Below are 22,939 nucleotides of genomic sequence, written 5' to 3'. Positions count from 1 at the left end.
CCATCATGTACAACAGCAAGCCCCTCGAAAGTGACCTCCCCAGCAGCCGCCAGCTGGCGCGCACTACCCTCATCGCCGCCGGCATCGCCGTCGTGCTTCTCATCGGTGTCGTGCTGCCTGCGGAACACGCCGTGGATCCGTTGGGTATAGGCCGAATGCTGGGTCTGACCGAGATGGGACAGATCAAGCAGCAACTGTCCGAAGAAGCCGCAGCGGATGCGGCCATGGATGCCCGGGCCGAGGAGGGCCTCGCCGTGCTCACCCAGGTCTCCACGCGGGATCGCCAGACAGTCGAAGTCACTCCCAAGCCGGCCGCTGCTTCGGCCTCAGCGCCCGCAGCCACGGAATGGCGTGACGAAGCCGAAGTCGTGCTGGCGCCCGGTCAGGGTACCGAAATCAAGCTTTCCATGAAGGAAGGCGAGCGTGCGACCTACACTTGGTCGGTCCAGGGCGGGGTGGTGAACTTCGACACCCATGGTGACGGCGGTGGTCGTGCGATCAGCTATGAGAAGGGGCGAGGTGAGGCGTCCGACCAGGGCGTACTTCTGGCCGCCTTTACGGGCAACCACGGCTGGTTCTGGCGCAATCGCGGCGAGGAACCGGTCACCCTGCTGCTGCGTACGGGCGGGCAGTATGAACAGCTGAAGAAAATGTAAGACCAGGCCAGGAGGGCGTGCCCGGGGCAGCCGGGTACGCTCCTCTGCAAACATTCGTCCTACCATCTCGACAAGGCCACGTGCCACATTTACCCTAGATCCCATGCGTCTTTCCGCCCGCCACCGTGTGCTCGCCCGCATCAGCCTTTTCGCGCTGATGCTGCTGAGTGTTGTGGCGCGGCCGATGGTGATCCAGCTGAGCGAACTGCATGGTCTGGAGCACGACATCGCCGCTGCGTTCGACCATGGGCATTCCCATCCGGCCGGAGCCAGTGACAACCTCGACGACGACCACGCCTCTGGTGCGCACAGCGTGCTGCACCAGGCAGACGCAAGCTTCGCAGGGAGCCTGTTCAATGGCCACCACCAGGTAGTCGCTCTCGCACTGAGCGCCGACGTGCCCGCATTGCGGCTGCTGCGCGTGCCTTTGGGTTATCCCGCCTCGCCCTTCCGGCCTCCGATCGTCTGACAACGCCTGCCGCGTCCGCGCGGCCTGTTCTGCTGCCTGCCTTAGCGGGCGGCAGCGCGTTGTTCTAACATCTTTCCGGAGGCTTCCGTGAAATTCCGTAGTGTGTGGGCGCTGGCCATTGCCGGCGCCTGCGGTATGGCCGTGCCTGGCCATGCCGCCGAAGTTCTGCGCCTGGAGGAAGCGGTCGCCCGCGCCCTGGGCAGTCATCCGAGCGCCGCAGCTGATGCCGCCCAGCTGGAGGCAACCCGCAGCCGTGCAGCCCGGGAGGGCCTGCCGGCGCCCATCATTCTGGGCGGGGAACTGGAGAACGTTGCTGGCAGCGGCAGCGTTTCAGGGATGGATGCCGCTGAGGCAACGTTCCGCGTATCCCGCCTGCTGGAACTCGGCGGCAAGCGCGCTGCGCGACAGGCATTGGGCGGCGCGGAGATCGACGCGGCCCAACGGGCAGGGGACGTGACTCGCGTAACCATCGCCACCCGAGCCGCAGGACGGTTCATCGATGTGCTGGCCGCGCAGGAGCATGTGGAACACGCGCAGGAGCGCATCGCGATGGCGCGCGCCCTGCAGCGAGAGGTCGGGCGTTGGGTCTCGGCGGCGCGCAATCCTGATTCCGACCTGCGAGCGGCAGAAATCGCAGTTGCCGACGCCGAACTCAAGCGCGATCAGGCGCTGGAGCGTCTGGAGTCGACACGCCATGCGCTCGCAGCTTCATGGGGTGCGTTGACGGTCGACTTTGGCGCCGTCGCTGGTGATACCTCGGTGCTGCCCCCCTTGAGCAGTTCCAGGCGATGGCCGCGAAGCTGCCTTCGACACCTCAGCAACAGCTTCTTGAGTCCCAGGCAGGCGTGCTGACCGCGCGCCGTAACGTGGCGCTTGCCGCCGCCCGGCCAGATGTCAGCGTGGGCCTGGGCATTCGCCGGCTGGAAGCCACCAAAGACAGCGGATTGGTGATGTCGGTTTCTGTCCCATTGGGCAGCCGCAAGCGATCAGCGTATTCCGTTTCTGAAGTCGACCACGAGCTGTCTGCCCTCAGTGCCCGGCGCCAAGCGCAGGCCGTTGAACTGCAACAGGAACTTTTCGATATCTACCAGCAATTGCGGCAAGCGCAGCTGGAGGTCGAGTCGGTACGCGAACGCCAGCTGCCCAAGGCCGAGGCAGCACTGAAGCAGAGCCGGCGCGGCTTCGAGGAGGGCCGATTCTCCTATCTGGCGCTGGGCCAGGCGCAGAAGACCCTGTTCGACCTTCGCGAGCGCGAAGTTGAAGCCGCCGCCCGCTATCTCCGACTGCTGGTCGAGGCAGATCGCCTCACCGCCTCCGCTCTGGACATCCGCCCATGAACCGCTACGCATTCCTGATCATGTTCCCCTTGGTCCTTTCCGCCTGCGGCGGTGACAAAGCCGCGACCGAAGCCTCTACCGAGACAGCTGCCGCATCCGCCGACTACGAACGAGGGCCGAATCGAGGGCGCATGCTGCGTGACGGCGATTTTGCCCTCGAGATCACCGTTTACGAAACCAACACGCCGCCACACTTCCGTCTTTACGCGTATCGCAACGACAAACCGATTCCGCCTTCCGAAGTGCAGGCGAGCATGCAGCTCAAGCGTCTGGACGGCGAGGTCAATACCTTCAGCTTCAAGCCGGAGAACGGCTACCTCGTCGGCAGTGGGGAGGTCACTGAGCCGCACTCGTTCGATGTGGTGGCCGAAGCCACCGCAGCAGGCAAGTCCCATCGCTGGAACTACCCCTCCTATGAAGGCCGTACGCGAATCGAACCACAAGCAGCTAAGGACGCGGGCATCGTGGTGGAAGCAGCAGGCAGTGCCAGCATCCGCGACACAGTGACCTTGATGGGCAACGTGACGGTCAACACGGCGCGGCAAGCCGCAGTGAAAGCACGCTTTCCCGGCGTGGTGCGCAGCGTTGCAGTCGAGATGGGCCAGCGAGTCAGTGCGGGCCAGACTCTGGCCACGGTGGAAGGCAACGACAGCATGCGCAGCTATGCCGTCATCGCGCCGTTTGGCGGAATTGTGTTGGCGCGTAATACCAGCGTTGGGGACGTGGCGGCAGACAACACGTTGTTCGAGATCGCCGACCTCTCCGAGGTATGGGTAGACCTGCGGGCACTGGGCACCGACGCCGAGCGGCTTGCTGCAGGCCAGGTGGTGACGCTTCGCTCAGCCACTGGCGCCCATGAAACCCAAGGACGGGTGCAGAGCCTGCTCCCCTTGGCCAGTGCCGGCCAAAGCGTAGTCGCACGGGTCAGCATCCCCAATGAAGACGGCCGGTGGCGCCCGGGTATGGCCGTGTCGGCCGAGGTCGTGTTGTCCGAAACCCAGGTCCCGTTGGCAGTCAAGGAATCCGGGCTGCAGCGCTTCCGTGACTTCACCGTGGTCTTCGCACAGGTGGGCGACACGTATGAGGTGCGCATGCTTGAGCTCGGCAAGCGCGATGGGCAGCTGGTCGAGGTACTCGGTGGCCTCAAGCCCGGTACCCGTTATGTCAGCGAGCAAAGCTACCTGATTCGCGCGGACATCGAAAAGTCTGGCGCGAGCCACGATCACTGAGGGGCATCCCATGCTAGAGCGAATCATTCGCGCGTCCATCGCGCATCGATGGCTTGTGCTGCTGCTCGTGCTGGCGCTGTCCGGCCTGGGCATCTGGAACTACAGCAAGCTTCCCATCGACGCCGTGCCTGACATTACCAATGTACAGGTACAGATCAACACCGAAGCCCCTGGCTATTCGCCACTGGAAGCCGAGCAGCGCGTGACTTTCCCGGTTGAAACCGCACTGGCCGGGTTGGCACGTCTGGAGTACACACGCTCAATCTCGCGCTACGGCCTTTCGCAGGTGACCGTGGTATTCGAGGATGGGACAGATATCTACTTCGCCCGCCAGCAGGTTGCTGAGCGTCTGCAGCAGGCGGCCTCCCAGTTGCCCAATGGCCTGAAGCCAACACTGGGACCGGTTGCCACGGGCCTGGGCGAAATCTTCATGTACACCGTGGAGGCCGAACCAGGAGCTGAGAAAACCTGGACGCCAATGGCACTGCGTACCCTGCAGGACTGGGTGGTACGCCCGCAGATGCGGCACCTGAAGGGCGTGACCGAGGTCAACACCGTGGGCGGTTACGTCCGCCAGTTCCATATCACGCCAGACCCCCGCAAGCTGCAGGCCTATGGCCTGACCCTGCAGGACGTCATGGAGGCCGTTGCCCGCAGCAATGCGAACGTCGGTGCGGGCTACATCGAGAAGAGCGGCGAGCAATACCTGGTACGCGTGCCTGGGCAGGTTGCCGACATGGACGGCCTGCGCAAGATCGTGGTGGCCAATCGTGAGGGGCTGCCGCTGCGAGTAGGCGATCTTGCTGATGTCCACGAAGGCACCGAGCTGCGGACCGGCGCCGCCACCAAGGATGGCAAGGAAGTTGTGCTTGGCACGGCCTTCATGCTGATCGGCGAGAACAGCCGGGCCGTTGCCCAGCGCACCGCTGCCAAGCTGAAGGAGATCGACGGCACGCTGCCCGAGGGCGTTCGTGCACACCCGGTGTATGACCGAACCGAGCTGGTGGATCGCACCATTGAAACGGTGAAGAAGAACCTCCTGGAGGGCGCGCTGCTGGTCATCGCGGTGCTGTTCCTGCTGCTGGGCAATCTGCGCGCCGCGCTCATCACCGCTGCGGTCATCCCGTTGACCATGCTGCTAACGATCTCCGGAATGGTGCAGAACCGGGTATCGGCCAACCTGATGAGCCTCGGTGCGCTCGACTTTGGCCTGATCGTGGACGGCGCGGTCATCATCGTGGAGAACTGCCTGCGCCGCTTCGGTGAACGCCAGCATGCGCTGGGACGCCTGTTAACGCGCGAGGAGCGATTCTCCCTGGCCGCTTCGGCAAGCGCCGAGGTCATCAAGCCCAGCCTGTTCGGTCTGTTCATCATCGCGGCGGTGTACATCCCGATCTTCGCGTTGTCGGGTGTGGAAGGAAAGATGTTCCATCCCATGGCCTTGACCGTGGTAATCGCCCTCACCGGTGCCATGGCGTTGTCGCTGACGTTCGTGCCGGCTGCCGTGGCGCAGTTCGTCACCGGCAAGGTGTCCGAGAAGGAAACCAAGGTCATGCGTGGCGTAACCCGCCTGTATGGCCCTCTGCTGGAGCGGGCGGTCAGTGCCCGTAGGTGGGTGGTCGGCGCAGCGGTTGCACTTACCGTGGTGGCCGGCATCGGTGCCAGTCGCATGGGTACAGAGTTCATCCCCAACCTGGATGAAGGCGATATCGCCCTGCACGCGCTGCGCATCCCCGGAACCAGCCTTACCCAAGCCATCGGCATGCAACGCCAGCTGGAAGCTGCCATCAAGCAGTTCCCTGAAGTCGACGAGGTGGTGGCCAAGATCGGTACTGCCGAGGTGGCGACCGACCCGATGCCTCCGTCGGTCGCCGACACCTTCATCATGCTCAAGGATCGGGACCAGTGGCCGGACCCGCGCAAACCAAAGGCCCAGCTGATTGCCGAGCTGGAGAAGACCGTCAGAGCCATCCCCGGCAACAACTACGAGTTCACTCAGCCGGTGCAGATGCGCATGAATGAGCTGATCGCCGGCGTGCGCGCGGAAGTGGCGATCAAGCTCTATGGCGACGATCTGGATCAACTCGCACAGATCGGCAGCCAGATCGAGGACGTTGCCAACCGGATCACCGGCGCAGCGGACGTGAAGCTGGAGCAGGTCTCGGGCCTTCCGTTGATGACCATTACGCCTGACCTGGACGCGTTGGCGCGCTATGGCGTGGCAATCGACGATGTGCAGAAGACCGTATCGGTCGCATTGGGTGGGGAGTCCGTTGGCCAAGTATTCGAAGGTGATCGTCGTTTCGACATCGTCGTGCGGCTGCCCGAGAACCTGCGTCAGGACACGCGCACGCTGGAATCACTGCCTGTACCGGTGTCAGGTTCGACAGAGGCCGATGCTGATCGCGGTTTCGTTCCGCTGGGGCAGCTGGCCAAGGTTGAGGTGGCTCCAGGCCCGAATCAGATCAGCCGCGAGAACGGCAAGCGGCGTGTGGTTATCACCAGCAACGTCCGCGGACGCGATCTCGGCTCGTTCGTCGAGGAGCTGCGCGCCGCCGTCGGAGATGAAGTCCAGCTGCCTGAAGGTTACTGGGTGGAGTATGGCGGCACGTTCCAGCAGCTCATCTCGGCCAGCGAGCGGCTGATGGTGGTGGTGCCCGTAGTGCTGGTGATGATCTTCGGCCTGCTGTTCATGGCGTTTGGTTCGGGACGTGATGCCGCCATCGTTTTCAGCGGCGTGCCGCTCGCCCTTACCGGCGGTGTGGCGGCTCTGTGGCTGCGTGACATTCCGCTGTCCATCTCGGCCGGTGTCGGGTTCATCGCGCTTTCGGGCGTGGCGGTACTGAACGGCCTGGTGATGATCAGCTTCATCAAAAGCCTGCGGGAACAGGGTGTGCCTCTCCACCGCGCTGTCAGCGAGGGGGCAGCGGGACGCTTGCGACCTGTGCTGATGACTGCCCTGGTCGCCAGCCTGGGCTTCCTGCCCATGGCACTGAACGTCGGTGCCGGCGCTGAAGTACAGCGTCCTCTCGCCACGGTGGTCATCGGCGGCATCGTCTCGTCCACGCTTCTGACGCTGCTGGTGCTTCCTGCGCTTTACCGCCTCATCCATCGCGAGGGCGATACGTCCAAGGATGAAGCCGAATGACGCTTTCCCTTTTTCCAACGTTGAGGAACCTACGCTTGATTCCGTTGAACAGACCGTTGTCGTGGCTCCTCCTGCTGGCCGCGCTGTTGATTCCCTGGGCTGCGTTCGCCCACGGTGTCAGTGAGGGTGACCAAGCCTTCCTGGAGGACAGCACGGGCACCCAGCTGATTGCATTTACCTACCTGGGTGCCAAGCACATGGTCACAGGGTACGACCACCTGCTGTTTCTGTTCGGGGTGATCTTCTTCCTGTACCGGATGCGTGATGTCAGCATCTACGTGACCTTGTTCGCCATTGGTCACAGCACGACGCTGCTGCTGGGCGTGTTGGGTGGCTTCCACGTGAATGCCTACGTGGTGGACGCCATCATCGGACTGTCAGTGGTCTACAAGGCACTGGACAACATGGGGGCGTTCAAGCGCTGGTTCGGCGTGCAGCCCAACACCAAAGCAGCCGTGCTGATCTTCGGCTTCTTCCATGGCTTCGGATTGGCAACGAAGTTGCAGGATTTCACCCTGTCCGCTGACGGGCTGGTGCCCAACATGCTGGCGTTCAACGTCGGCGTGGAGCTGGGCCAGCTGCTGGCCTTGGCCGGCATCCTGATTCTGATGGGCTTCTGGCGTCGCCTGCCGTCCTTCCATCGGCAGGCCTACAGCATCAATACCGTCCTGATGTGTGCCGGCTTCGTGCTGATGGGCATGCAACTGACGGGCTACTTCGTTTCCTGACCTTTGATCGAGGCTTTCAATGTCCATTTCCATCAATCAGCAACTTCCCAGCACTCGCCGACTGCTCAAATCGACCGCGCTCGCCGTGGCGGTCGCTGGTGTGATTCTGATCACTACCGTACTGCCCGCCGAGTACGGCATTGACCCGACTGGCGTGGGTCGTGCCCTCGGTTTGGATGCGCTGGCCGCGAGCGGCGATTCCTCCGCATCTGAAGCCGTTCCTCAAACCTCAAATGGGCGCCCGGAAGCCATTGCGGCCTTGTCCGAGAAGGCCAAGGTCGCCTTCGGAGAGAACAAGGGGCAATCCCTTGATCCAGCGGCTGTAGGTTTTGGTTCTGGCGCGCTGCGTCAGGACACCATGACCATCGAAATCGAGCCAGGCAAAGGCATGGAGCTGAAGTCCCACATGACCACGGGTGCAGGAATGCTGTTCCGCTGGACATCCAGCGCTCCGGTTGCCGTGGACATGCATGGCGAGAGACCTGACGTGAAGGGAGCCTGGACCAGCTACGCCGTAGAGGGCGCCCAATCGAAAGCAGAGGGGACTTTCATCGCTCCCTTCGATGGAACACATGGCTGGTATTGGCAGAACCGAGGTACCTCGCCGGTGATCATCACAATCGAACTGAATGGCTATCAGGCCGACCTGTATCAGCCGTAACACCCCCGGCATTCCGCCGGAACCAACCCAGGAGTCAATCCATGAAACTGCGTTATACGTTCGCTGTATGCCTCGTTGCCGGCCTGACATGGTCCTCAGGCGCATCTGCCCACGATCCTGCCTTGCATGCCGATCCGGTGCCGGCCGCCGCGCCACAAGCTAAGCCAAAGACGTGCGAGCAGCTGGCTGATCGATCGAAGTACAAGGTTGATCTGAATGACTCTCAGACCAAGGCATTGAAGGAGCGTTGCGACGCCGAGGCGGCTTCGGGCGCTAAGAAGAAGTAAGCGGTGGGCAATGTGGCCCGGCTGTAAGTGTCGGGCCACATTGATGCAGAAGTCGCAGTGCAGGCACCGTGTGCTGGGACGTCCGTTTCTGGCCGAGATCGGACATTGCCCGCCTCGTTGAGCCGTACGCCTTGGCTGCTTAGGGTCTCTTGCACTCGGTGCCGATCTGCTCAGTGAGAACTGTCAGGGACTGCTGGAATGCGGCGGCGAATTGCTGGCTGCCCTCCCTCTCGTGGCTATGGGCGATCGAGGGGAGCAGTCTGGTCCACGTGTCGAGCAGAATCACCGGGTCTTGGTGTGTTAGAAACGAAACCCGCAACCCATACTCCATTGCTTTGAGGTAGCCGCGGTGCATCTCAAGTGCGGCCTCGCAAGCGTGGAGGCGCTCAAGGATTTCTGTGATCTCGGAGGTCATGGCAGTCTGGACAGGCAAGGGGTGGGAAGGCGATAGTTTGCGAACATCTGGACGAGTCCGCCATGAGCATCCTCAACCTTCTGCTCACTCGTGATCACCTTGTCGTCGCCGTGGATACCTTGGCAGAGGATGCTCTCACAGGGGCACATTCCGCCGGGGCAAAGCTGCTGCTGATCCCTCAGCACAACCTGATGTTTGCTACGCGAGGTTCTACGCAGTTCTTCCTTCGCATTTATGAGCTGGCGCTGCAGGCTAGCTACCGCGCAGATTTCACAATGGAACAGTTATCTGCCGAGCTGGGGTTGGTGGTGGACCAGCTGTGGCCGAACTACGAGAAGGCGGCAGCCGAGGCAGGATTACCGATCGAGCAGCTCGGGACCGAGTTGGTGTTTGGTGGCTGGTCGTCGAAGAGCGACCGGATGATGGCCACGGCATATGCCAAGAGCGGCAGCCAGCACCCTTGCGTGGTCCAGCCGATCCGGGGGCAGCTGGCCTCACCAGGCGAACCGCTCCGGGCCGTGATTCCTAGCATGGCCCAGAAGGATCTGCTGGCCCACGCACGCCTGCAGGCCAGCTACCTCAATGAGCAACTTGGCCGGCGAGTGGCGGGAGGCCGGTTGCTGGCTGGGTTCTTGCAGAAGGGACAGGCCGTGCTCAAGGATCTTGGAGAGATCTAGGTCGTTGGCGGCAATCCGGCTAACGCCAGAATCCGCCCGCCCCTTATTTCTCTTCTCCGCGGGACCAGTAGGCTCAAGGCTAGTCGTGGATAAGAAAGATCTATCGGGGGAGGGGGCTATCGTCTTCTGACCGAAGCCGGGCATTGGTCAGTCGCCCGATACTGACTTGCGCCGGCTGCTGCCGCGCCCTCTCCTAACGCGACGATCCTCAGCAGCGACACGTTGGGGTTGGTCTTATCAGAAGGACAGGAAGCTGATCAGTGCTTCCCTAGAGGTGATGTGAGGCAGATGCCCAGTTGTGCAGGAACTCCTCTTGCTCCAATGTCTCAACGGCACCAAGGCGTACCATTCTCACGCGCCTGATCGCATCCTCGCTGCTCAGGGAAGTCTTGGTGCTGAGGAGAAGCATGCAGGCGACAGTGCCTGCTCTGCCAAGTCCGCCCTTGCAATGGACGACAACCCGTTTGCCGTTAAGTAGCGCGTTGCAGATGGACGTCTCCAACTCCTTCCATCGCTGGAGGAACCCGTAATCGGGCGCGGCGCCATCCACGATCGGCAGTCCGTACCACCGTAGACCATGGTCTGCTGCACGCTCTGGCAGAGCGGCGATCTGAAGATCCTCGAACTCCCAAGGCTCAATTAGACTGATGAGATGACTTGCGCCCCATGAACTTATAGCTTGAAGGTCCATATCCAAGTCTCGCGACCACGATCCGGTCATAGCTGTGACTTGATGCTTGCCAGGCGCGAACGTCACCCCGATGGCCCCACCGCAATGGCCAACCGGGAGAGTCGCAATCTGAAGGGGGTGGGAAAGACTGGTTCTAGTCACGCTGACTCCGGCGATTGAATGGCGCGCTCTGTCATGCAGAGAACCTAGACGTGGCTTCGTCTGCGGCTCTGGCGCGATGGCTTCGATTGATGCTTAGTCAGGCGAGCTAGAAAGCAGCGACACTCTCTCCCCGATGCGTCGCTGGGCGGCCTGCAACCCACTGTCATCAGCAAGGTACGGTGATGCGAATAGCGGGGCCTCAACCCAGAACTTGTGTTGACCCCGGTGGATGTAGGGGCGGTGGTCGTCAAGCAGCAGAGCTTGGCCAAGTAGTGGAGACACGAATCGAAGGTCCTTGGTAGGCCCAGTCCATTCGACGTAGCGGACCCCTGTGAACCAGCCAGGCACATGGCCTTCCTCAGCCAGAAGTAAGGCGATTCTTAGCGACATATGCCGAGATACCGTTGTGAAAAGCACAACCTCATCAAAGGTGGTTCTAGCATAATCTAGGAAATCCCGAAGTCCTGGTCGAGGAATTTGGCTGACCGCATTGGAGATCAGGGTTCCCTCGAGATCGAGGGCGAGGATACTGGGGCGCATGCGATAGGAGCCTATCTACGTTTGAGTGCGTCGTAAGAGACGCGATCTGAGTCCTGGCCCCTCTTGCTGCCGAGCCAGAATAGGAGGGGCGAGCCAGTAGTCGTCGCCAATAGGCAGTAGGCACTCCAACGCGACATCGACCATCAGCGGTCGCCGCCATGCAGGGTCCGGCAGAAAGCAGTAGTCAGACTTGCTTAGCGTTCCTGATGCTTGCTTGCGAGATAGCCAATCTGCTCGACCGCGTATCTCGCGGCTCAGCACGGTCAATGCTGCGGATTCGTCGCCGCCGGTGCTTAAGAACTCACTCGCAGCTCCCCGGACTGACGACCAAAGCACGTATCGCTTGCGTCCCAAACTCAGCTCACGCCATTCTCTTTCCTGTACACATAGGATCTCCTCGGCGTGTTGAGTACGGATCCGATGCTTGCGTAGCAATGACACGAGATAGGCAGCAGCTTCGCGGTCGGAAAGCTGACGCCAGAGCCACTGTCGGTCCTGTGCTCCAAGCGAGGGGCGCCATGCTCTAAGTGCATGGGTTAGTGAACTACTCAGGTCGTCAGGCAGCTGACTGCTCTCCCGATAGCTCCAGCTAATAGGGTCGTAAAGAGATCGCCTTGTAGAGCCATTTGACGAGCTCGTCTCAGCTAGGACCCCCGCTGTCTGAAGGAACAGCAGCAAGTGCTGCGCAACTGCTGTGTCAGCGGCCACAGGTGCGGAAATCGAAGTGGAGCGCTCGAGCGCACACCACGCGCACGCGTAGAACGGCCCAAGCGATACTAGCAGCGCATCGAGGTCTGGCCACGGAGGGATGAGGGTCTGTTGGTCACGACCATAGATCACTCGATCCCCGGCAGTTCAACCGGCTCTGATGCTAGCAAGCCACCGGAAAGTCGTCTACACAATTTTCATGTAGTGCCCGGCTCGGCCATAGATTTCGTTCCGCTCCTCCAGGCGGACCTGATGGCTACCAAGACGATCTACCAAAGTGCGTACCTTCGGTTGGTCGGCCTGCTCCGCGAGCGACGTGAGTCGTTGGGTATCAGTCAAACCCGGCTAGCCGCTCATCTGGGGTGGCCTCAGCAGCGAGTCTCTTCCGTTGAGTCTGGGGCCCGGCGCTTGGACGTATTGGAGTTCTGCCTCATCGCCGCTGCCTTGGGGTTCTCTCCGGCTGAGGTCTCTGATCAGGTCATGAAGATGCTACAGAGCGTGCGCGGCAGCCAGATTAAGGACCGGCACTAGCGAGCGACGGTGGTGATTGCGTCAAGCCAGATGATTCATGTGGGCTCTTTCTGCGGGGGCCACCTGTGAAGCGAAGAACCTTCTTGGTTGAGCTGCTGCCAACGTTCGGCCTTGTCTGATCAATGACTGTTCTGGTTCGAGTTGCCTCGCGACCAATACGGCATGCTCATTGCTATGCAACCGCAACCAGCCGACTCAAGGTAGCTGGCTGCCGGCATAGTGCGTGCACAGTTTAGAGGGGGCCCCATTCCGTTCGTCTCCAGTGCTCACGGACCGCGGCAAGGTCGATTAATTGGCCGCTGCACATCAGTGCCAGCGCGATAGCACCATTGAACGGACGTCCGGTATTCGGCCGACGTATCCAGCCATCGGCGTGTCGCTGATCGGAAAAGTGTTGTGCAGTGCAGCGTGAATGCCAATCAGGTAGCTCACGCGCTCAAGCGTCTCTGGCCGGGTAGCATCGGATGCGCTTGAATATGCGACAGCAAAGGCGATCTCAACCGGCTGCCAAGGAGCGCGCTTTGCTCTTGATCGGTCAAGGACCATGCCATCGCGATCTGGCGGAAGGTTTGGCGAGCGGCTTCCGCAAGTCTGACCACCTCTGCATTAGAGAGTTCGCCCATGGTAGCTGCCCTTAAGGTCGCTTCCCGCCATGCTACGCCGGTTTGAAGGATCCAGAGCCATCATGGATGGCGGGCGTGGTGGGCATGGCGGGCATGGCAGGTATGGCAGGTATCGAAACAGTGCCCAGCCGGACACCAATGAAGCTGCTGGTGCCGGGATGAGTCGTACAATGGCAAGGAACGATACGGAGATCGGGCTTGACTGGAGACCTGTACCTGAAGGCGATTCTTACGAGAGAGGCCGTCGATACGTCCTTGCTCTCCCCTGCGTTCTTAGCGAGGGCAACGCTGACCCCGGTGATCAATGCCTGGGGCGGTCGGTACGTGCAGTCAGTAACTCCAAGCGGATCCTTCGCGAAGGGGACAGCCAATAAGAGTGGCACTGATGTGGATCTCTTTATTTCCTTGCGTCCTTCGACTCCCGATAGTCTTAAGCAGATCTACCTGACGCTCTTCAACGCTCTGACAGATGCGGGCTACGTTGTGCGTAAGCAGGATGTGTCTCTGGGCATTCGGGTGGCTCAGATTGATGTGGATCTTGTGCCTGGGAAACAACAAACGGCGCTCACCACAGACTATAGTCTCTATCGCAGCCGGGCAGATACTTGGACGAAGACCAACGTTCAAACCCACATTGACGTAGTACGCGCGGCCGGCATGCAGCCTGAGACAAGGATCATCAAGCTCTGGCGGGATCAAAACAGGTTGGACTTCCCATCGGTCTACCTTGAGTTGGTTGTGATCCGGGCGTTGCAGCTCAATTTCTCCGTTAGCTTGGCCGAGCGCGTTCTGGTGGTGCTTCGCTTCTTGGCCAATAGTTTCGTAGCCGCTCGGGTTACAGACCCCGCTAACGCGAACAACGCGATCTCTGATGATCTTACGTTTGCAGACAAACTTGCGATTGAGCGCGCCGCTCAGGTTGCGCTTGCGCAAGAGACATGGGGCAGCATCGTCCAATGAATCAGCCATCACTTCCCAACCTTCTGGATCACTTGCACGAGCAGGTGGAGGCCGCGCTCAGAACTGCCCGCCTTGCGTTGCATCACCCCACCGACAAGGGAGATGCAAGTGAACAGGTCTGGATCGATCTGCTAAGCAGCTACTTGCCCAAGCGGTACGTGGTCAGCAAGGCCCACGTTGTGGATAGCGAGGGGAACTTCAGTCAGCAGATCGACGTGGTTATACACGATCGCCAATACTCCCCATTGGTGTTCACCTACTTGGGGGTGCACTACGTTCCTGCGGAGAGTGTGTATGCGGTCTTTGAGGCCAAGCAGGTAACGAGCGCGGAGACTATCGGCTATGCGCAATTCAAGGCAGAGAGTGTGAGGCGCCTGATCAGAACCACCATGCCGGTGCCTACAGTCGATGGTCCCAAACCAGCGAAGGAGCCGGCTCGCATTCTCGCCGGGTTGCTGTCATTGAGCTGCCCGTGGGTGCCACCGCTGGGACAGACCCTGGCCGACCATGTTCTTGGTCAAGCCGGGAATAGACAGCTGGATATGGGCTGTATTGCAGATGCGGGTACGTTCTTCATGAACGATGAAGGCGCGCTCGAACGGCAGGCTGGGCCGCGGGCAACCACAAGGTTCTTGCTTGAACTGATGGCTAGGCTGCAGGAGCTCGGAACGGTACCGATGCTCGACATTCGTAGCTACGCCAAACACATCCCGTAGATTGGCAAGGGAATGCCTGCCGCTGGGGCATGCGGTCACAATGGCGCAATCTGCGCACCAGGCTTTGGGGGTTTCTCTCCTTGGCGATGAATGCTCCTTCATCGTGCATGCCAGCGTAGCGGTTGCCTCGCACATGCTCTGGCCATAGCTGTCCAGGAGGGCCACAAAGTCCAAGTGAGGATCAACTTCGTCGGCGGGCCCGATGTCGGCGTACCAATCAAAACGAAGTCCTTGCTCCATGCCTTGGCGAAGGCGAGCGGGTAGCTTTTGAGCAGATTCCCAACGCTGGAAATGCCAGTGGCAAAGTTGCCCAGCGCGAAGTCGCGAATCGCTGTGTGTCCTGCCTAGGGGTAGACCCAGTAGCTAAGGCGGACTCCATGAGGAAGACCGGAGTCGGGGTTGAAGAGGTGCCTGCTGAGGCGCTCGTCGTTCCTTCCGCGGCCTACGGAGCAGATGTGCCCGAGGATTCCTCGAACTACCTGCTGTGGGCGTATCCCCATTGATTGATAGTAGGTAGCATTTTGGCGATCGGTAGGGTCTGCGTCGTACCACCGGTGGGGGAGAGGTCGAGTGGTTCCCTTCACCTCATGGGCTACTCGACGGCGCAACACCGGCCGCGGAACTGACTAATAATTTTGCCGGCGTGCTTCGGGGTGCTCGTACCTAGTGCGAAATCGATGATTGATGGGCAGCTGCTGTGACGACGCTGAGTGGTCCAAAGCGGCCGATAGCTGTGACGCGTGGGTCGGCATCTTGTGATGGGCTCCGACGTTACGAAGTACTGTATGGATAAGCCCAAGCTCGCGTCCAACGGTCATTCAAAGTGAGGAGCAGGGCGCGACCTCAATGTGTATTTCGATGGTGAGTTTAGCCACGGCACATGGCAACACCGTAGTAGCTTCCGGGCAGATCCCCGAGCGCAGCGAAGAGTGTTCCGAACAGGGCCATTGTGAAGCCGGTCTGATTGATGTGTTGGCGAAGTGTTGTCCCGTCGCTCAGCTCATGGCAGACCTTTGACTGATCAGCCGCAATGTATCCCTGCACAAGAACTGACAATCCGATGTAAATCGCTCCGATTCTCTGCGGCCAGCACAGATCACCGAACAGTCTCGCTACTAGTACGCAAACTAGCGGCATTCCGAAGGCAAGCAGAAATGCGAGGGGAATGATGTACTTTCGGACGGGCTTGGTTCCTGGAATGCTCACGGCAATAGCTAAGATTACTCAGTGACCCCTTTGGGGGCTGTGGCAATCATAAAGTATCCGTCGCGACTGCTCGGTGCTCTTTGCCGTCTGCCGTGAAGAACTGGTCGGCTCGATTGGTCATCCCTGACGACCTAAATGCCTATATGGTGAGATTCCTCACAAAAGCTGCCACAAGCTGGAACCGCGCCGGATACTGCACGCTGCGCGCCGCGCGGGCGATGCGGATGTGGCCGGATTCCAGCGGCTCGCGCAGGGTTTCCAACGCACTTCGATTCCATTCCGGAATTAGGTAATCCTGTGTCATGTCACGCGGCTACACTGTATCCGAGGGACTCCACTCGGGAGATCATCCTATGCTTCTGCTGATAGTGAAGGTGCGTGATCCCAGCCTATTCAGTCAGTATCTTCCTGCCGGTACCCAACTGGGGGCCAACATGACAAGCAGGCTTCCTGAAGGTTTTCCATTGCTCATCGATGGTGAGGGGAAGCTAAATTGGGCCTGCTTTTGCTATCTCTTGGAGAAGTACCGGATAGATAGTGCTCGGGATCGTCGGAGAACGCTCCAGACCTATGCCGAAGGATTGAAGGACTGGTTACAGCACCTTGACGCTCGGGGTATGGACTGGACCAGGCCACCTCCAGTGGCGCTGAGTGATTTCAGGAGGTCCATGGCACAGGGTATCGGGCGAGGGCATCCTGCCTCAAACTCTACAGTCAATCTAAGAACTGCAATTGTCAGTGACTTCTATGCCTTCCTGGTCGATTGGACCAGATGGCGCCTCCATCATCCTTTGGAAGAGATCGACCGATATCCGATTGATAGGTTTCTGCATGCGGCATCGAAAGTGGCAGCCGCCAAAGCCTACAAAAAAGTTCCGAAGGCGCTCTCTGCGCAAGATGCTCAGAGCATCGCTGTTGGACTGAAGCTTCCTTACTCGCTGATGTTCAAGTGGTGCATAGCCACGGGGCTTAGGCGGACCAATGTTGCAAATTTAACTATCGCGCAACTCCCTGAAGAAGTCGACGAAATTGCCTATGTCAGGCTGACGGTAAAGGGAGGTAAGCCGCTAGATGTCCCTGTTACCAGAGCTCTAATGAGTGTGACTTGGGACTACATTGAAACGGTTAGGCCGAGGCTTCTGTCGAGGACGCGCATAGAAACGGATCAGATCTTCGTCAATGAAAAGGGAATGCCTGCTACTTCCAGCTCTTACTACAGTGCATTTCGACGTGCCGCAATGCTGGCGGGAATACGCGCGTCACCTCACTGTACACGTCATACCTTTGCCGCTCACATGAACGCTGCCCTCGAGCGTTGTGCAGTCAGTGGTGCCGGGATAAATCCGACCAAAGTTCTGCAGCACATTCTTGGTCATTCCAGTCCTGCGACAACAGAGCTATACCTGGATACCGTTAAAGCGATGGACCTCGGAGTGCTGCGAGCGCTGATCGAAGTGCAGGAGAGCCTTGAATGAAGAATGAGAGCCTAGTGATCAGGTTTGTGAGCGACATTCCGGGACGGGACGTGGAGTCATACGATTTTCGTTTGTTGGGTCTCAGTCCTGCTGTCGCCTCGCATCTAGCAAGGTCATTCCAAGCATTGACGGCGACCTACAGATCCGTAAGCAGAAGGCAAGCGTGGGCCTCGGTAAGAAAGTACTGCAGATACTTGGCAACTCAGCGTGATCCTAATGTGGCAGTGAAGCGTCAGTCAGTCATTAAGGACTTCCTCTGCTCCATGGATCGGAATGTTCGCCAGTCAACTGCGATCTCTCACTACAACTTCATTGCAGCGATCTACAGATGGCTTTCGCTGAACGACGCAGCGAACACAATTTTGTGGATGAATGTTGATTCCGGTCCTTGCGGATTGACGCGAGAGGCGAAGTCTGTGCGCAGTATCAGATTGTCTGTCAGCGACCTATCTGTGATTTTTTCAGCTAGTAAGAAGGGCATTGATCGTGTGCGTCGACGATTAGAGGTTGGCGAGACCGCGATCAGAACTGGCGAATGTGAGGAGCTCTCCGGCCGTGACGTTGTCACATTGGTTGGCATCCAGAAGGGGTTGCAGCGAGGAGTGCTAGCAAAGCACCGGCTGACAAGGAGTGGCTTGATTCAGCACAGCTGCCGGTACAGGGAGGTTCGTCGCTACCTCGTCTTGGACGCACGTGATCTCATCCCATATCTCATTTGTCTGATGTGCCAGACACTCGCTAATCCTCAGTCGGCAATGGAGATCTCTGTGGACTGTGTTGAAGCGCATCCGGTTGACCCGTTGAAGAGACGCGTCATATGGGACAAGTACAGGGCCGGACGGCAACAGGTGCTAGACGTGAGTGCAGATGGTCGTTACTCAGTTCCTGCTCTGGTAGACGATATCACTCAAAAAACTCGCGTCTTACGCCCGATTGCTGGTGATTTTTCAGCGCGCTTGTTCATCAGTCCGTTCGGGGCGGGGGCGAGGACTCCCAATGTCCAGGGTTGGCACAACGCGCTGGCCGAATTCATCAAGGAGCATGATCTTCCGGACTTCAACTTCGTCGACATTCGCGCGTCTGGTGCAGAGGCTCTGAGTACATCAGGTGTTGGAATTGAGTCCATACAGAGGAAGATGCAGCACAGCCATCCTAGGACAACGCAGCGATACCTGAGTCAGCATCCTCCCTCGTCACAAGCTCGAAGAAGAGTTGCGACGTTCATTGGCAAGGTTCTGGAAGAGGCCAGGCGTCCAACTGTGCGTCGCTACGAAACTGTGACGGGATTGCAGTGCTCTGATCCGTCTTCGGGGGTCGCGCCGCAGTCAATTGTTGGGAAGGAGTGTCTCCAGTACCTGCAGTGCGCGACATGTCCCAATAGCATTGTGGTGATTGACAGCGCGAAGCATGTGTCCAGGATGCTCGCGACACTGAGTTCGCTAGAGCGAATGAAGAAGCAGGCCAATAAATCATTCGATGTCCGAGCACGCTATCTGGAAGCTTTTGAGGCAACGCACCAGGTCTTGCTGGCATTGCTGGAAAGGGTTCCCAAAAATGTGCTTGAAGTAGCGAGGCCGCTCGCTCTGAAGATCCCGCATCTGAGTATGGAGTGATCTATGAAGAGGGTCCGATCTGCGCCAGAGAAGGTTGATTTCGATCTCGCAAAATTTGGTGTCCGGTATGAAGATGGCTGCTGGGAGCTCCGTCAGTACGTCGTTGGCGATTCCTATCATAGGATCTGCTTAGACTTCCATAAGTTTCCCCCCGCTTGGAGGTCTTCCGCGAAAGACTACTTTGCGAAAACTCTTCTAGGGTTGGTGCCGCGGGCGTCGACTATCCCATTGACATTGAGAGAGCGGTTCTACGCCATCAAGTCGTTCGCTGTCTGGTGTAAAGAGCACGGCGCTGCGTCGCCCAAAGAAATTGATTCTGAGCTGATTGAGTATTGGGGCCGCGAGGTTGTCGGATTTCAGAAGGGTAGGCGGATCACGCCACGTGCGGAGGGCTGCCGGTCTGCGAACGTGGAGGATTTTCTGAGAGGACATACTGACTGTTCTGTCGAGGTACGGGCGGCCTGCTCTGCGGTCGCGCAGCGATCGCGCAAGAGAATTAGGATGGCTGGGAATGAGGCCGGAACAGACGCTCTCGGCGAGGATCTGATTCTAAGGGTGCTGAGGGACGCACTGGTGGTGGTACAGGAGGACGCACCGGAGGTACTTAAGCTCGTCAGCAAGTTCGCCGGACCCAGGGCCACAAGGACTGCCAGACGTGGACGTCGTCATTGGCACTCAGAGTGGGTAGGGGATCGGCCGAACTTTAGCTCTGAGGCCATGAAGAGGCTTGGAGAGCGCACGTGTTTGAGCGAAGAGCGAATGATTGGGACGGTGATCGGAGCTGCTATCGCGGTGATTGCGCTTCTTTCGGTTATGCGAACGTCTGAGTTGCAGCGACTATGTGTCGGGTGTGTTGAGAAAGAGGGTGACGGTGAGTTCGGCAGTTGGGTCATCAAAGGAATTCTCGCCAAAAGTGGGCGTGCCCACACTTGGATAGTCGTCCCAGAGGTCAAAGCTGCGGTGGAGGCAATTGAACTATTGGGGGCAGAAGTACGAGCTAATAGCGGCACTAAGGCGCTTCTGGCGGCTCGAGTGGTGAGCAGAAAGCCGTATCTAAGTGGCCGGACGCGCGCACCATCCAAGGTTGCATGGGCTTCGATGTTGCTATGCAGGGTGAGAGAATTCGCCCAGCTTTCGTGCCCTGAGGGAGGAACGGCGCTGGAGCACCTGACTTTTCGGAAGACTAGGAGGTTCTTAGCCCGATTCGTTGCAAGGCGAGATCGCTCCAGTCTCGGCGCCCTCGCATTTCAGTACGGCCACTTGGATGCGCAGATCACTGATACGTACTATGTCGGCAGCGACCCAGAGCTGACCAAGTTACTGAACGAAGAATCCAGCTTAGAAGTGATCAGGGCCATGGAGGATCTTGCGCACTCTGATTCCGTACATACGAATATTCCTGCTGAAGTGATGGAAGCGACTAGGCGGAGGATCGAAGCTGTACTGTCGCGCGTGAGTACCCAGAAGGAGGTGTTTCGAATGCTGGGTGCCGGGGTCGTTCTGGGTCCTTGCGATTGGGGATACTGCTTCTACCGGCAAGAGCGATCGAAGTGCGAGGGGAATGAAGACGGACCGAACAAAGCGAATAGAACTCCAACTACCTGTGCGAGCTGCTTGAACTTCGCAGCGACGCCTCGGCATGCCGAGTGGTGGAGGCGGCGCGTTGCTGACTTGGAAGAGTTCGCCAGGTTTCGAGGAACTCCGGCGCAGTCCAAGAGGATCGCCGCTGAGAGATTGGCACAGGCAGTGAAGATTCTCTCTGTTATTGGGGGAAGTGATGAACCGTGAGTGTCTTTTGACCGAGTTCGAGCTGCAGCTGGCGGCTTGGAGGGCGGGCGGCAGAAAGCCATCAGTTAGATCGGTCGCAGAAGGCTGTGGGATCTCGAGACAGTCCGTCTATCGGTCCCATCAATGCGTGGTTGCAAAGATTGCTGAGCTCTCAGACCCACAAAAGCGCGAAAGGGACGTAGCCTTGAAGATCGATCTTCTTCGAGAGCGACTCAGGCGCGAAGTTGAGAAGGTCGGGATTCTTACCACGTTGTGTGGTGAGCTGGCAGCGGCCCTGCATGATGCCCGTGAGGAGCTGGCCTTTGCGCAGTCAACGGTTGAACGACTCCGAATGAAGAAGGCGCGAGGATGAGGTTCGGCAAGCCTGTAGCCACATTCTGAGGACCTTTGTGCCGATGCCTGGTCAGTTCTCTGACTGGAATTCAGTAAGCGCAGCCCTCAAGACTTGATGGGGCATTGTTGCGAGCAGCTCTGCAGGCGATCGCCCATCCAGAAGGGCATGGCCGGAGAGAAACCATTCAATCTCTGACCAACCAGTGGTTTGACCCTTGGCGTCGAGAAACTGGCCGGTGCGCCGAATCGATCCAAGGATCTCTGCGAGGTATTGGACCGGCTTGCCATCGCAACCGAACTGCCAAGGTGGAAAGTGCCAGCTGCCGCCCGAGTCAGGTAGATAGGCTGCCAGAAGTCTTCCTTCACGAAACCACCGCATAGCGAATGGCGCTTGGCCGCTTCGCTCGTCGCCAAGAGCTCGCTCGACTTGGGTTGCAGTCGGCCATTGGGTGGCGAGGTCCGTTCGCCGCGCGACTGCAAGATGCTCTAGTGAGATCGGGCTTCCAATGCTTCGCATAGAGCTTATCTCCGGCTGAGTCAGGACACTCAAGGGGATTGGCACAGGTTGTCGAGACGACAAGTCAGTGCAATGGATGGTGCCCCCGGTCGGGCTCGAACCGACACAAGCCGCTTATCTGGCGCTGACGGGTTATAAAACCGCTGCTCTACCTATTGAGCTACAGGGGCATGTCAACGGACGATGCCTCCGTATTCGGTGATATGAAGCGGAGATCTCATTCATAGGGCACCATCGCCGGCGAGAAGATCCCGGTTGAGCTCCGCAACCTGGACGACATCCAGGAAGACAGTTTCGGCCAGATAGATCGACAACTGTCGGAGGAGGCTATCTCTAAATGCGTCAGCGCCTGAGTCGCGCTCCGTCACGCCCAGTCGGAAGTCGGTCACGGCCTGAACCTCCGGACCAGATACTCCATCCCGGACCTCACGAACGGACCAACTCAAGATCACTTCGATCATCTTGTCTCCTCATCCGGCGGGATGCGGCCAATACCCAAGCGCAAAGCCGGCCAAGCATACGGGGTTAGCTGGACGGGCTCGCCTGATACTACATGATTTTCGTGTAATCGGTGAGCGAGTCATACCGTACCTATCGCCCAAGCTTGGCGATGGTTCCATGGCCCGAAAAACGATCTACCAGGCCGAGTATAGAAGCCTGATCGAAGCCCTGCGGCGTCGACGTGAGGCGCTTGCAAGAAGTCAGACGGAGGTCGCGAAGGCACTGGGCTGGTCTCAGCAGGCCCTATCGGCAGTAGAAGCAGGAGCGCGCCGTCTCGACATCATTGAATTTGTTCAGCTATGCCGGGTGCTCGAAATCTCTAAGGAAGACGCATTCACCCTCCTAACACATCTCCAGTCCGACTCGGTCTGATGCTCAGGGAATGTGCTCCAAAGCTGCTGCATCTGAGGCCAGAGAGGGCCGCACCTAACAGGATCGCGTCCCTTCCTTGCGGACATCGTGCGAATTCTGCACGAAAGTGGTCTGTTCCTGGACCCCCAAGGTCGCTCCACCGGCTGGCGGCGTAGGTCCTTTATCGGCATGCCCGCCTCGGCCTCGCGCAGGAAGCCGATGATCTGTTCTTCGGAAAAGCGCTTCTTCACGTCCAATCTCCTTGTCGTTGAGGATTGGACTCCAAACCGTCGCGCTACTCAATCTCGGGGGGACGTCGGGACGATTACGCATCCTATGCGCACCCTGGGCAAGAGCACCTCTGGGTTGAGGCGCCTCTCTTTGGGTCTCCTTATCTGCCAGACGATGGCGGACTTGAGATTGCGTCTGAACGTGTTCTCATGCGGATCAGCGAGCTGGATGTGCGATGAGCGGCAGATTCGCACAATCAAGTGCTCTCGCCGGACAGGATCCGCTTTGCTTACGACAGGGCCACTTGCCCAGGTCGCTCTGGTGGCGACGTCCCCGCCTTCAGTGGCGGGGTCTTTTAAAGTGAAGGTTTCATCGTAGCGGTCTTTGACGCGAGCTGTCCGATGCAG

The 22,939-nt window shown here is 59.1% G+C and carries 22 protein-coding genes, 1 tRNA gene and 2 pseudogenes; 18 read left to right on the top strand and 7 right to left on the bottom strand.

Annotation, left to right across the window (positions count from 1 at the left end):
- The first annotated feature begins 5 nt into the window (after positions 1 to 5).
- From ACZK2R_RS22120 to ACZK2R_RS22080, 9 genes are all read left to right on the top strand, one after another.
- Complete coding sequence (locus ACZK2R_RS22120; protein WP_046984177.1) at positions 6 to 656, top strand: hypothetical protein; 651 nt, start codon at positions 6 to 8, stop codon at positions 654 to 656.
- A gap of 103 nt (positions 657 to 759) precedes the next feature.
- Complete coding sequence (locus ACZK2R_RS22115; RefSeq protein WP_046984178.1) at positions 760 to 1,125, top strand: hypothetical protein; 366 nt, start codon at positions 760 to 762, stop codon at positions 1,123 to 1,125.
- Between the two features lie 87 nt (positions 1,126 to 1,212).
- On the top strand, positions 1,213 to 1,977 hold the full coding sequence (locus ACZK2R_RS22110) for a TolC family protein (protein ID WP_440568622.1): 765 nt from the start codon (positions 1,213 to 1,215) through the stop codon (positions 1,975 to 1,977).
- A complete protein-coding gene (locus ACZK2R_RS22105) occupies positions 1,914 to 2,462 on the top strand; it encodes a TolC family protein (protein ID WP_440568620.1) in 549 nt (182 codons plus the stop codon). Before ACZK2R_RS22110 ends, ACZK2R_RS22105 begins: the two co-directional genes overlap by 64 nt.
- Complete coding sequence (locus ACZK2R_RS22100) at positions 2,459 to 3,691, top strand: efflux RND transporter periplasmic adaptor subunit (RefSeq protein WP_046984179.1); 1,233 nt, start codon at positions 2,459 to 2,461, stop codon at positions 3,689 to 3,691. Before ACZK2R_RS22105 ends, ACZK2R_RS22100 begins: the two co-directional genes overlap by 4 nt.
- A 10-nt stretch (positions 3,692 to 3,701) precedes the next feature.
- Entirely contained in the window at positions 3,702 to 6,839 is a 3,138-nt protein-coding gene (locus ACZK2R_RS22095) for an efflux RND transporter permease subunit (RefSeq protein WP_046984180.1), read from the top strand.
- Positions 6,840 to 6,895: 56 nt separating this feature from the next.
- Complete coding sequence (locus ACZK2R_RS22090; protein ID WP_197593495.1) at positions 6,896 to 7,567, top strand: HupE/UreJ family protein; 672 nt, start codon at positions 6,896 to 6,898, stop codon at positions 7,565 to 7,567.
- A gap of 19 nt (positions 7,568 to 7,586) precedes the next feature.
- Entirely contained in the window at positions 7,587 to 8,228 is a 642-nt protein-coding gene (locus ACZK2R_RS22085; protein WP_046984182.1) for a hypothetical protein, read from the top strand.
- Between the two features lie 41 nt (positions 8,229 to 8,269).
- Positions 8,270 to 8,515, top strand: a complete 246-nt coding sequence (locus tag ACZK2R_RS22080; RefSeq protein WP_046984183.1) for a hypothetical protein — start codon at positions 8,270 to 8,272, stop codon at positions 8,513 to 8,515.
- Positions 8,516 to 8,654: 139 nt separating this feature from the next.
- Here the strand turns inward: ACZK2R_RS22080 and ACZK2R_RS22075 are convergent, their stop codons facing one another.
- Entirely contained in the window at positions 8,655 to 8,930 is a 276-nt protein-coding gene (locus ACZK2R_RS22075) for a hypothetical protein (RefSeq protein WP_046984184.1), read from the bottom strand.
- A gap of 62 nt (positions 8,931 to 8,992) precedes the next feature.
- Here ACZK2R_RS22075 and ACZK2R_RS22070 point away from each other — a divergent pair, with 62 nt between their 5' ends.
- Positions 8,993 to 9,607: a hypothetical protein gene (locus tag ACZK2R_RS22070; protein WP_046984185.1), complete on the top strand. Its 615-nt coding sequence runs from the start codon at positions 8,993 to 8,995 to the stop codon at positions 9,605 to 9,607.
- Positions 9,608 to 9,875: 268 nt separating this feature from the next.
- Here the strand turns inward: ACZK2R_RS22070 and ACZK2R_RS22065 are convergent, their stop codons facing one another.
- Complete coding sequence (locus tag ACZK2R_RS22065; RefSeq protein ID WP_229301142.1) at positions 9,876 to 10,364, bottom strand: cyclin-dependent kinase inhibitor 3 family protein; 489 nt, start codon at positions 10,362 to 10,364, stop codon at positions 9,876 to 9,878.
- Positions 10,365 to 11,939: 1,575 nt separating this feature from the next.
- On the opposite strand from ACZK2R_RS22065, the gene ACZK2R_RS22060 reads away from it, so the two are divergent.
- Positions 11,940 to 12,218 (top strand): helix-turn-helix domain-containing protein, encoded by a 279-nt coding sequence (locus ACZK2R_RS22060; protein WP_046984211.1) that lies wholly within the window; start codon positions 11,940 to 11,942, stop codon positions 12,216 to 12,218.
- Positions 12,219 to 12,450: 232 nt separating this feature from the next.
- On the opposite strand, the gene ACZK2R_RS22055 is transcribed toward ACZK2R_RS22060, so the two are convergent.
- On the bottom strand, positions 12,451 to 12,579 hold the full coding sequence (locus ACZK2R_RS22055; protein ID WP_080354804.1) for a hypothetical protein: 129 nt from the start codon (positions 12,577 to 12,579) through the stop codon (positions 12,451 to 12,453).
- A 460-nt stretch (positions 12,580 to 13,039) separates the two neighbouring features.
- Between ACZK2R_RS22055 and ACZK2R_RS22050 the strand changes: the two genes are divergently transcribed.
- Positions 13,040 to 13,801 carry a nucleotidyltransferase domain-containing protein gene (locus ACZK2R_RS22050; RefSeq protein ID WP_046984187.1) on the top strand — a complete coding sequence of 254 codons (762 nt, stop codon included), beginning with the start codon at positions 13,040 to 13,042 and terminating at the stop codon, positions 13,799 to 13,801.
- Positions 13,798 to 14,517 carry a DUF6602 domain-containing protein gene (locus tag ACZK2R_RS22045; RefSeq protein WP_046984188.1) on the top strand — a complete coding sequence of 240 codons (720 nt, stop codon included), beginning with the start codon at positions 13,798 to 13,800 and terminating at the stop codon, positions 14,515 to 14,517. The genes ACZK2R_RS22050 and ACZK2R_RS22045 overlap by 4 nt, the downstream gene beginning before the upstream one ends.
- Positions 14,518 to 15,886: 1,369 nt before the next feature.
- On the opposite strand, the pseudogene ACZK2R_RS22040 reads toward ACZK2R_RS22045, so the two are convergent.
- A pseudogene (locus tag ACZK2R_RS22040) lies at positions 15,887 to 16,009 on the bottom strand (ATP-binding protein); the annotation flags it as partial.
- A 67-nt stretch (positions 16,010 to 16,076) separates the two neighbouring features.
- Here ACZK2R_RS22040 and ACZK2R_RS22035 point away from each other — a divergent pair.
- The 4 genes from ACZK2R_RS22035 to ACZK2R_RS22020 all read left to right on the top strand — a co-directional run bounded on the left by ACZK2R_RS22035 (position 16,077) and on the right by ACZK2R_RS22020 (position 20,951).
- A complete protein-coding gene (locus ACZK2R_RS22035; RefSeq protein WP_219630878.1) occupies positions 16,077 to 17,198 on the top strand; it encodes a tyrosine-type recombinase/integrase in 1,122 nt (373 codons plus the stop codon).
- Between the two features lie 263 nt (positions 17,199 to 17,461).
- On the top strand, positions 17,462 to 18,811 hold the full coding sequence (locus ACZK2R_RS22030) for a site-specific integrase (RefSeq protein WP_180837696.1): 1,350 nt from the start codon (positions 17,462 to 17,464) through the stop codon (positions 18,809 to 18,811).
- Between the two features lie 3 nt (positions 18,812 to 18,814).
- Positions 18,815 to 20,599 carry a hypothetical protein gene (locus ACZK2R_RS22025; RefSeq protein ID WP_180837697.1) on the top strand — a complete coding sequence of 595 codons (1,785 nt, stop codon included), beginning with the start codon at positions 18,815 to 18,817 and terminating at the stop codon, positions 20,597 to 20,599.
- A gap of 184 nt (positions 20,600 to 20,783) precedes the next feature.
- Positions 20,784 to 20,951 carry a hypothetical protein gene (locus tag ACZK2R_RS22020; protein ID WP_180837698.1) on the top strand — a complete coding sequence of 56 codons (168 nt, stop codon included), beginning with the start codon at positions 20,784 to 20,786 and terminating at the stop codon, positions 20,949 to 20,951.
- Between the two features lie 575 nt (positions 20,952 to 21,526).
- Here ACZK2R_RS22020 and ACZK2R_RS22015 read toward each other — a convergent pair.
- Positions 21,527 to 21,619, bottom strand: a tRNA-Ile gene (locus tag ACZK2R_RS22015).
- Between the two features lie 51 nt (positions 21,620 to 21,670).
- Positions 21,671 to 21,910 carry a hypothetical protein gene (locus tag ACZK2R_RS22010; RefSeq protein ID WP_180837699.1) on the bottom strand — a complete coding sequence of 80 codons (240 nt, stop codon included), beginning with the start codon at positions 21,908 to 21,910 and terminating at the stop codon, positions 21,671 to 21,673.
- A 157-nt stretch (positions 21,911 to 22,067) separates the two neighbouring features.
- Here ACZK2R_RS22010 and ACZK2R_RS22005 point away from each other — a divergent pair, with 157 nt between their 5' ends.
- Positions 22,068 to 22,322: a helix-turn-helix transcriptional regulator gene (locus ACZK2R_RS22005; protein WP_126560859.1), complete on the top strand. Its 255-nt coding sequence runs from the start codon at positions 22,068 to 22,070 to the stop codon at positions 22,320 to 22,322.
- A 143-nt stretch (positions 22,323 to 22,465) separates the two neighbouring features.
- Here ACZK2R_RS22005 and ACZK2R_RS22000 read toward each other — a convergent pair.
- Positions 22,466 to 22,552, bottom strand: a pseudogene (locus tag ACZK2R_RS22000) (transposase); the annotation flags it as partial.
- Positions 22,553 to 22,939 lie beyond the last annotated feature (387 nt).

It is taken from the genome of Stenotrophomonas sp. 96582_Sma (assembly GCF_056480905.1).
This window is presented reverse-complemented; position numbering and strand designations above follow the sequence as displayed.

Bases quoted from the DNA above. Each gene is read 5' to 3' on its own strand.
- ACZK2R_RS22120 (WP_046984177.1), top strand. From the start codon at position 6: ATGTACAACAGCAAGCCCCTCGAAAGTGACCTCCCCAGCAGCCGCCAG.
- ACZK2R_RS22115 (WP_046984178.1), top strand. From the start codon at position 760: ATGCGTCTTTCCGCCCGCCACCGTGTGCTCGCCCGCATCAGCCTTTTC.
- ACZK2R_RS22105 (WP_440568620.1), top strand. From the start codon at position 1,914: ATGGCCGCGAAGCTGCCTTCGACACCTCAGCAACAGCTTCTTGAGTCC.
- ACZK2R_RS22100 (WP_046984179.1), top strand. From the start codon at position 2,459: ATGAACCGCTACGCATTCCTGATCATGTTCCCCTTGGTCCTTTCCGCC.
- ACZK2R_RS22095 (WP_046984180.1), top strand. From the start codon at position 3,702: ATGCTAGAGCGAATCATTCGCGCGTCCATCGCGCATCGATGGCTTGTG.
- ACZK2R_RS22085 (WP_046984182.1), top strand. From the start codon at position 7,587: ATGTCCATTTCCATCAATCAGCAACTTCCCAGCACTCGCCGACTGCTC.
- ACZK2R_RS22080 (WP_046984183.1), top strand. From the start codon at position 8,270: ATGAAACTGCGTTATACGTTCGCTGTATGCCTCGTTGCCGGCCTGACA.
- ACZK2R_RS22075 (WP_046984184.1), bottom strand. From the start codon at position 8,930: ATGACCTCCGAGATCACAGAAATCCTTGAGCGCCTCCACGCTTGCGAG.
- ACZK2R_RS22070 (WP_046984185.1), top strand. From the start codon at position 8,993: ATGAGCATCCTCAACCTTCTGCTCACTCGTGATCACCTTGTCGTCGCC.
- ACZK2R_RS22060 (WP_046984211.1), top strand. From the start codon at position 11,940: ATGGCTACCAAGACGATCTACCAAAGTGCGTACCTTCGGTTGGTCGGC.
- ACZK2R_RS22045 (WP_046984188.1), top strand. From the start codon at position 13,798: ATGAATCAGCCATCACTTCCCAACCTTCTGGATCACTTGCACGAGCAG.
- ACZK2R_RS22035 (WP_219630878.1), top strand. From the start codon at position 16,077: ATGCTTCTGCTGATAGTGAAGGTGCGTGATCCCAGCCTATTCAGTCAG.
- ACZK2R_RS22030 (WP_180837696.1), top strand. From the start codon at position 17,462: ATGGATCGGAATGTTCGCCAGTCAACTGCGATCTCTCACTACAACTTC.
- ACZK2R_RS22025 (WP_180837697.1), top strand. From the start codon at position 18,815: ATGAAGAGGGTCCGATCTGCGCCAGAGAAGGTTGATTTCGATCTCGCA.
- ACZK2R_RS22010 (WP_180837699.1), bottom strand. From the start codon at position 21,910: ATGATCGAAGTGATCTTGAGTTGGTCCGTTCGTGAGGTCCGGGATGGA.
- ACZK2R_RS22005 (WP_126560859.1), top strand. From the start codon at position 22,068: ATGGCCCGAAAAACGATCTACCAGGCCGAGTATAGAAGCCTGATCGAA.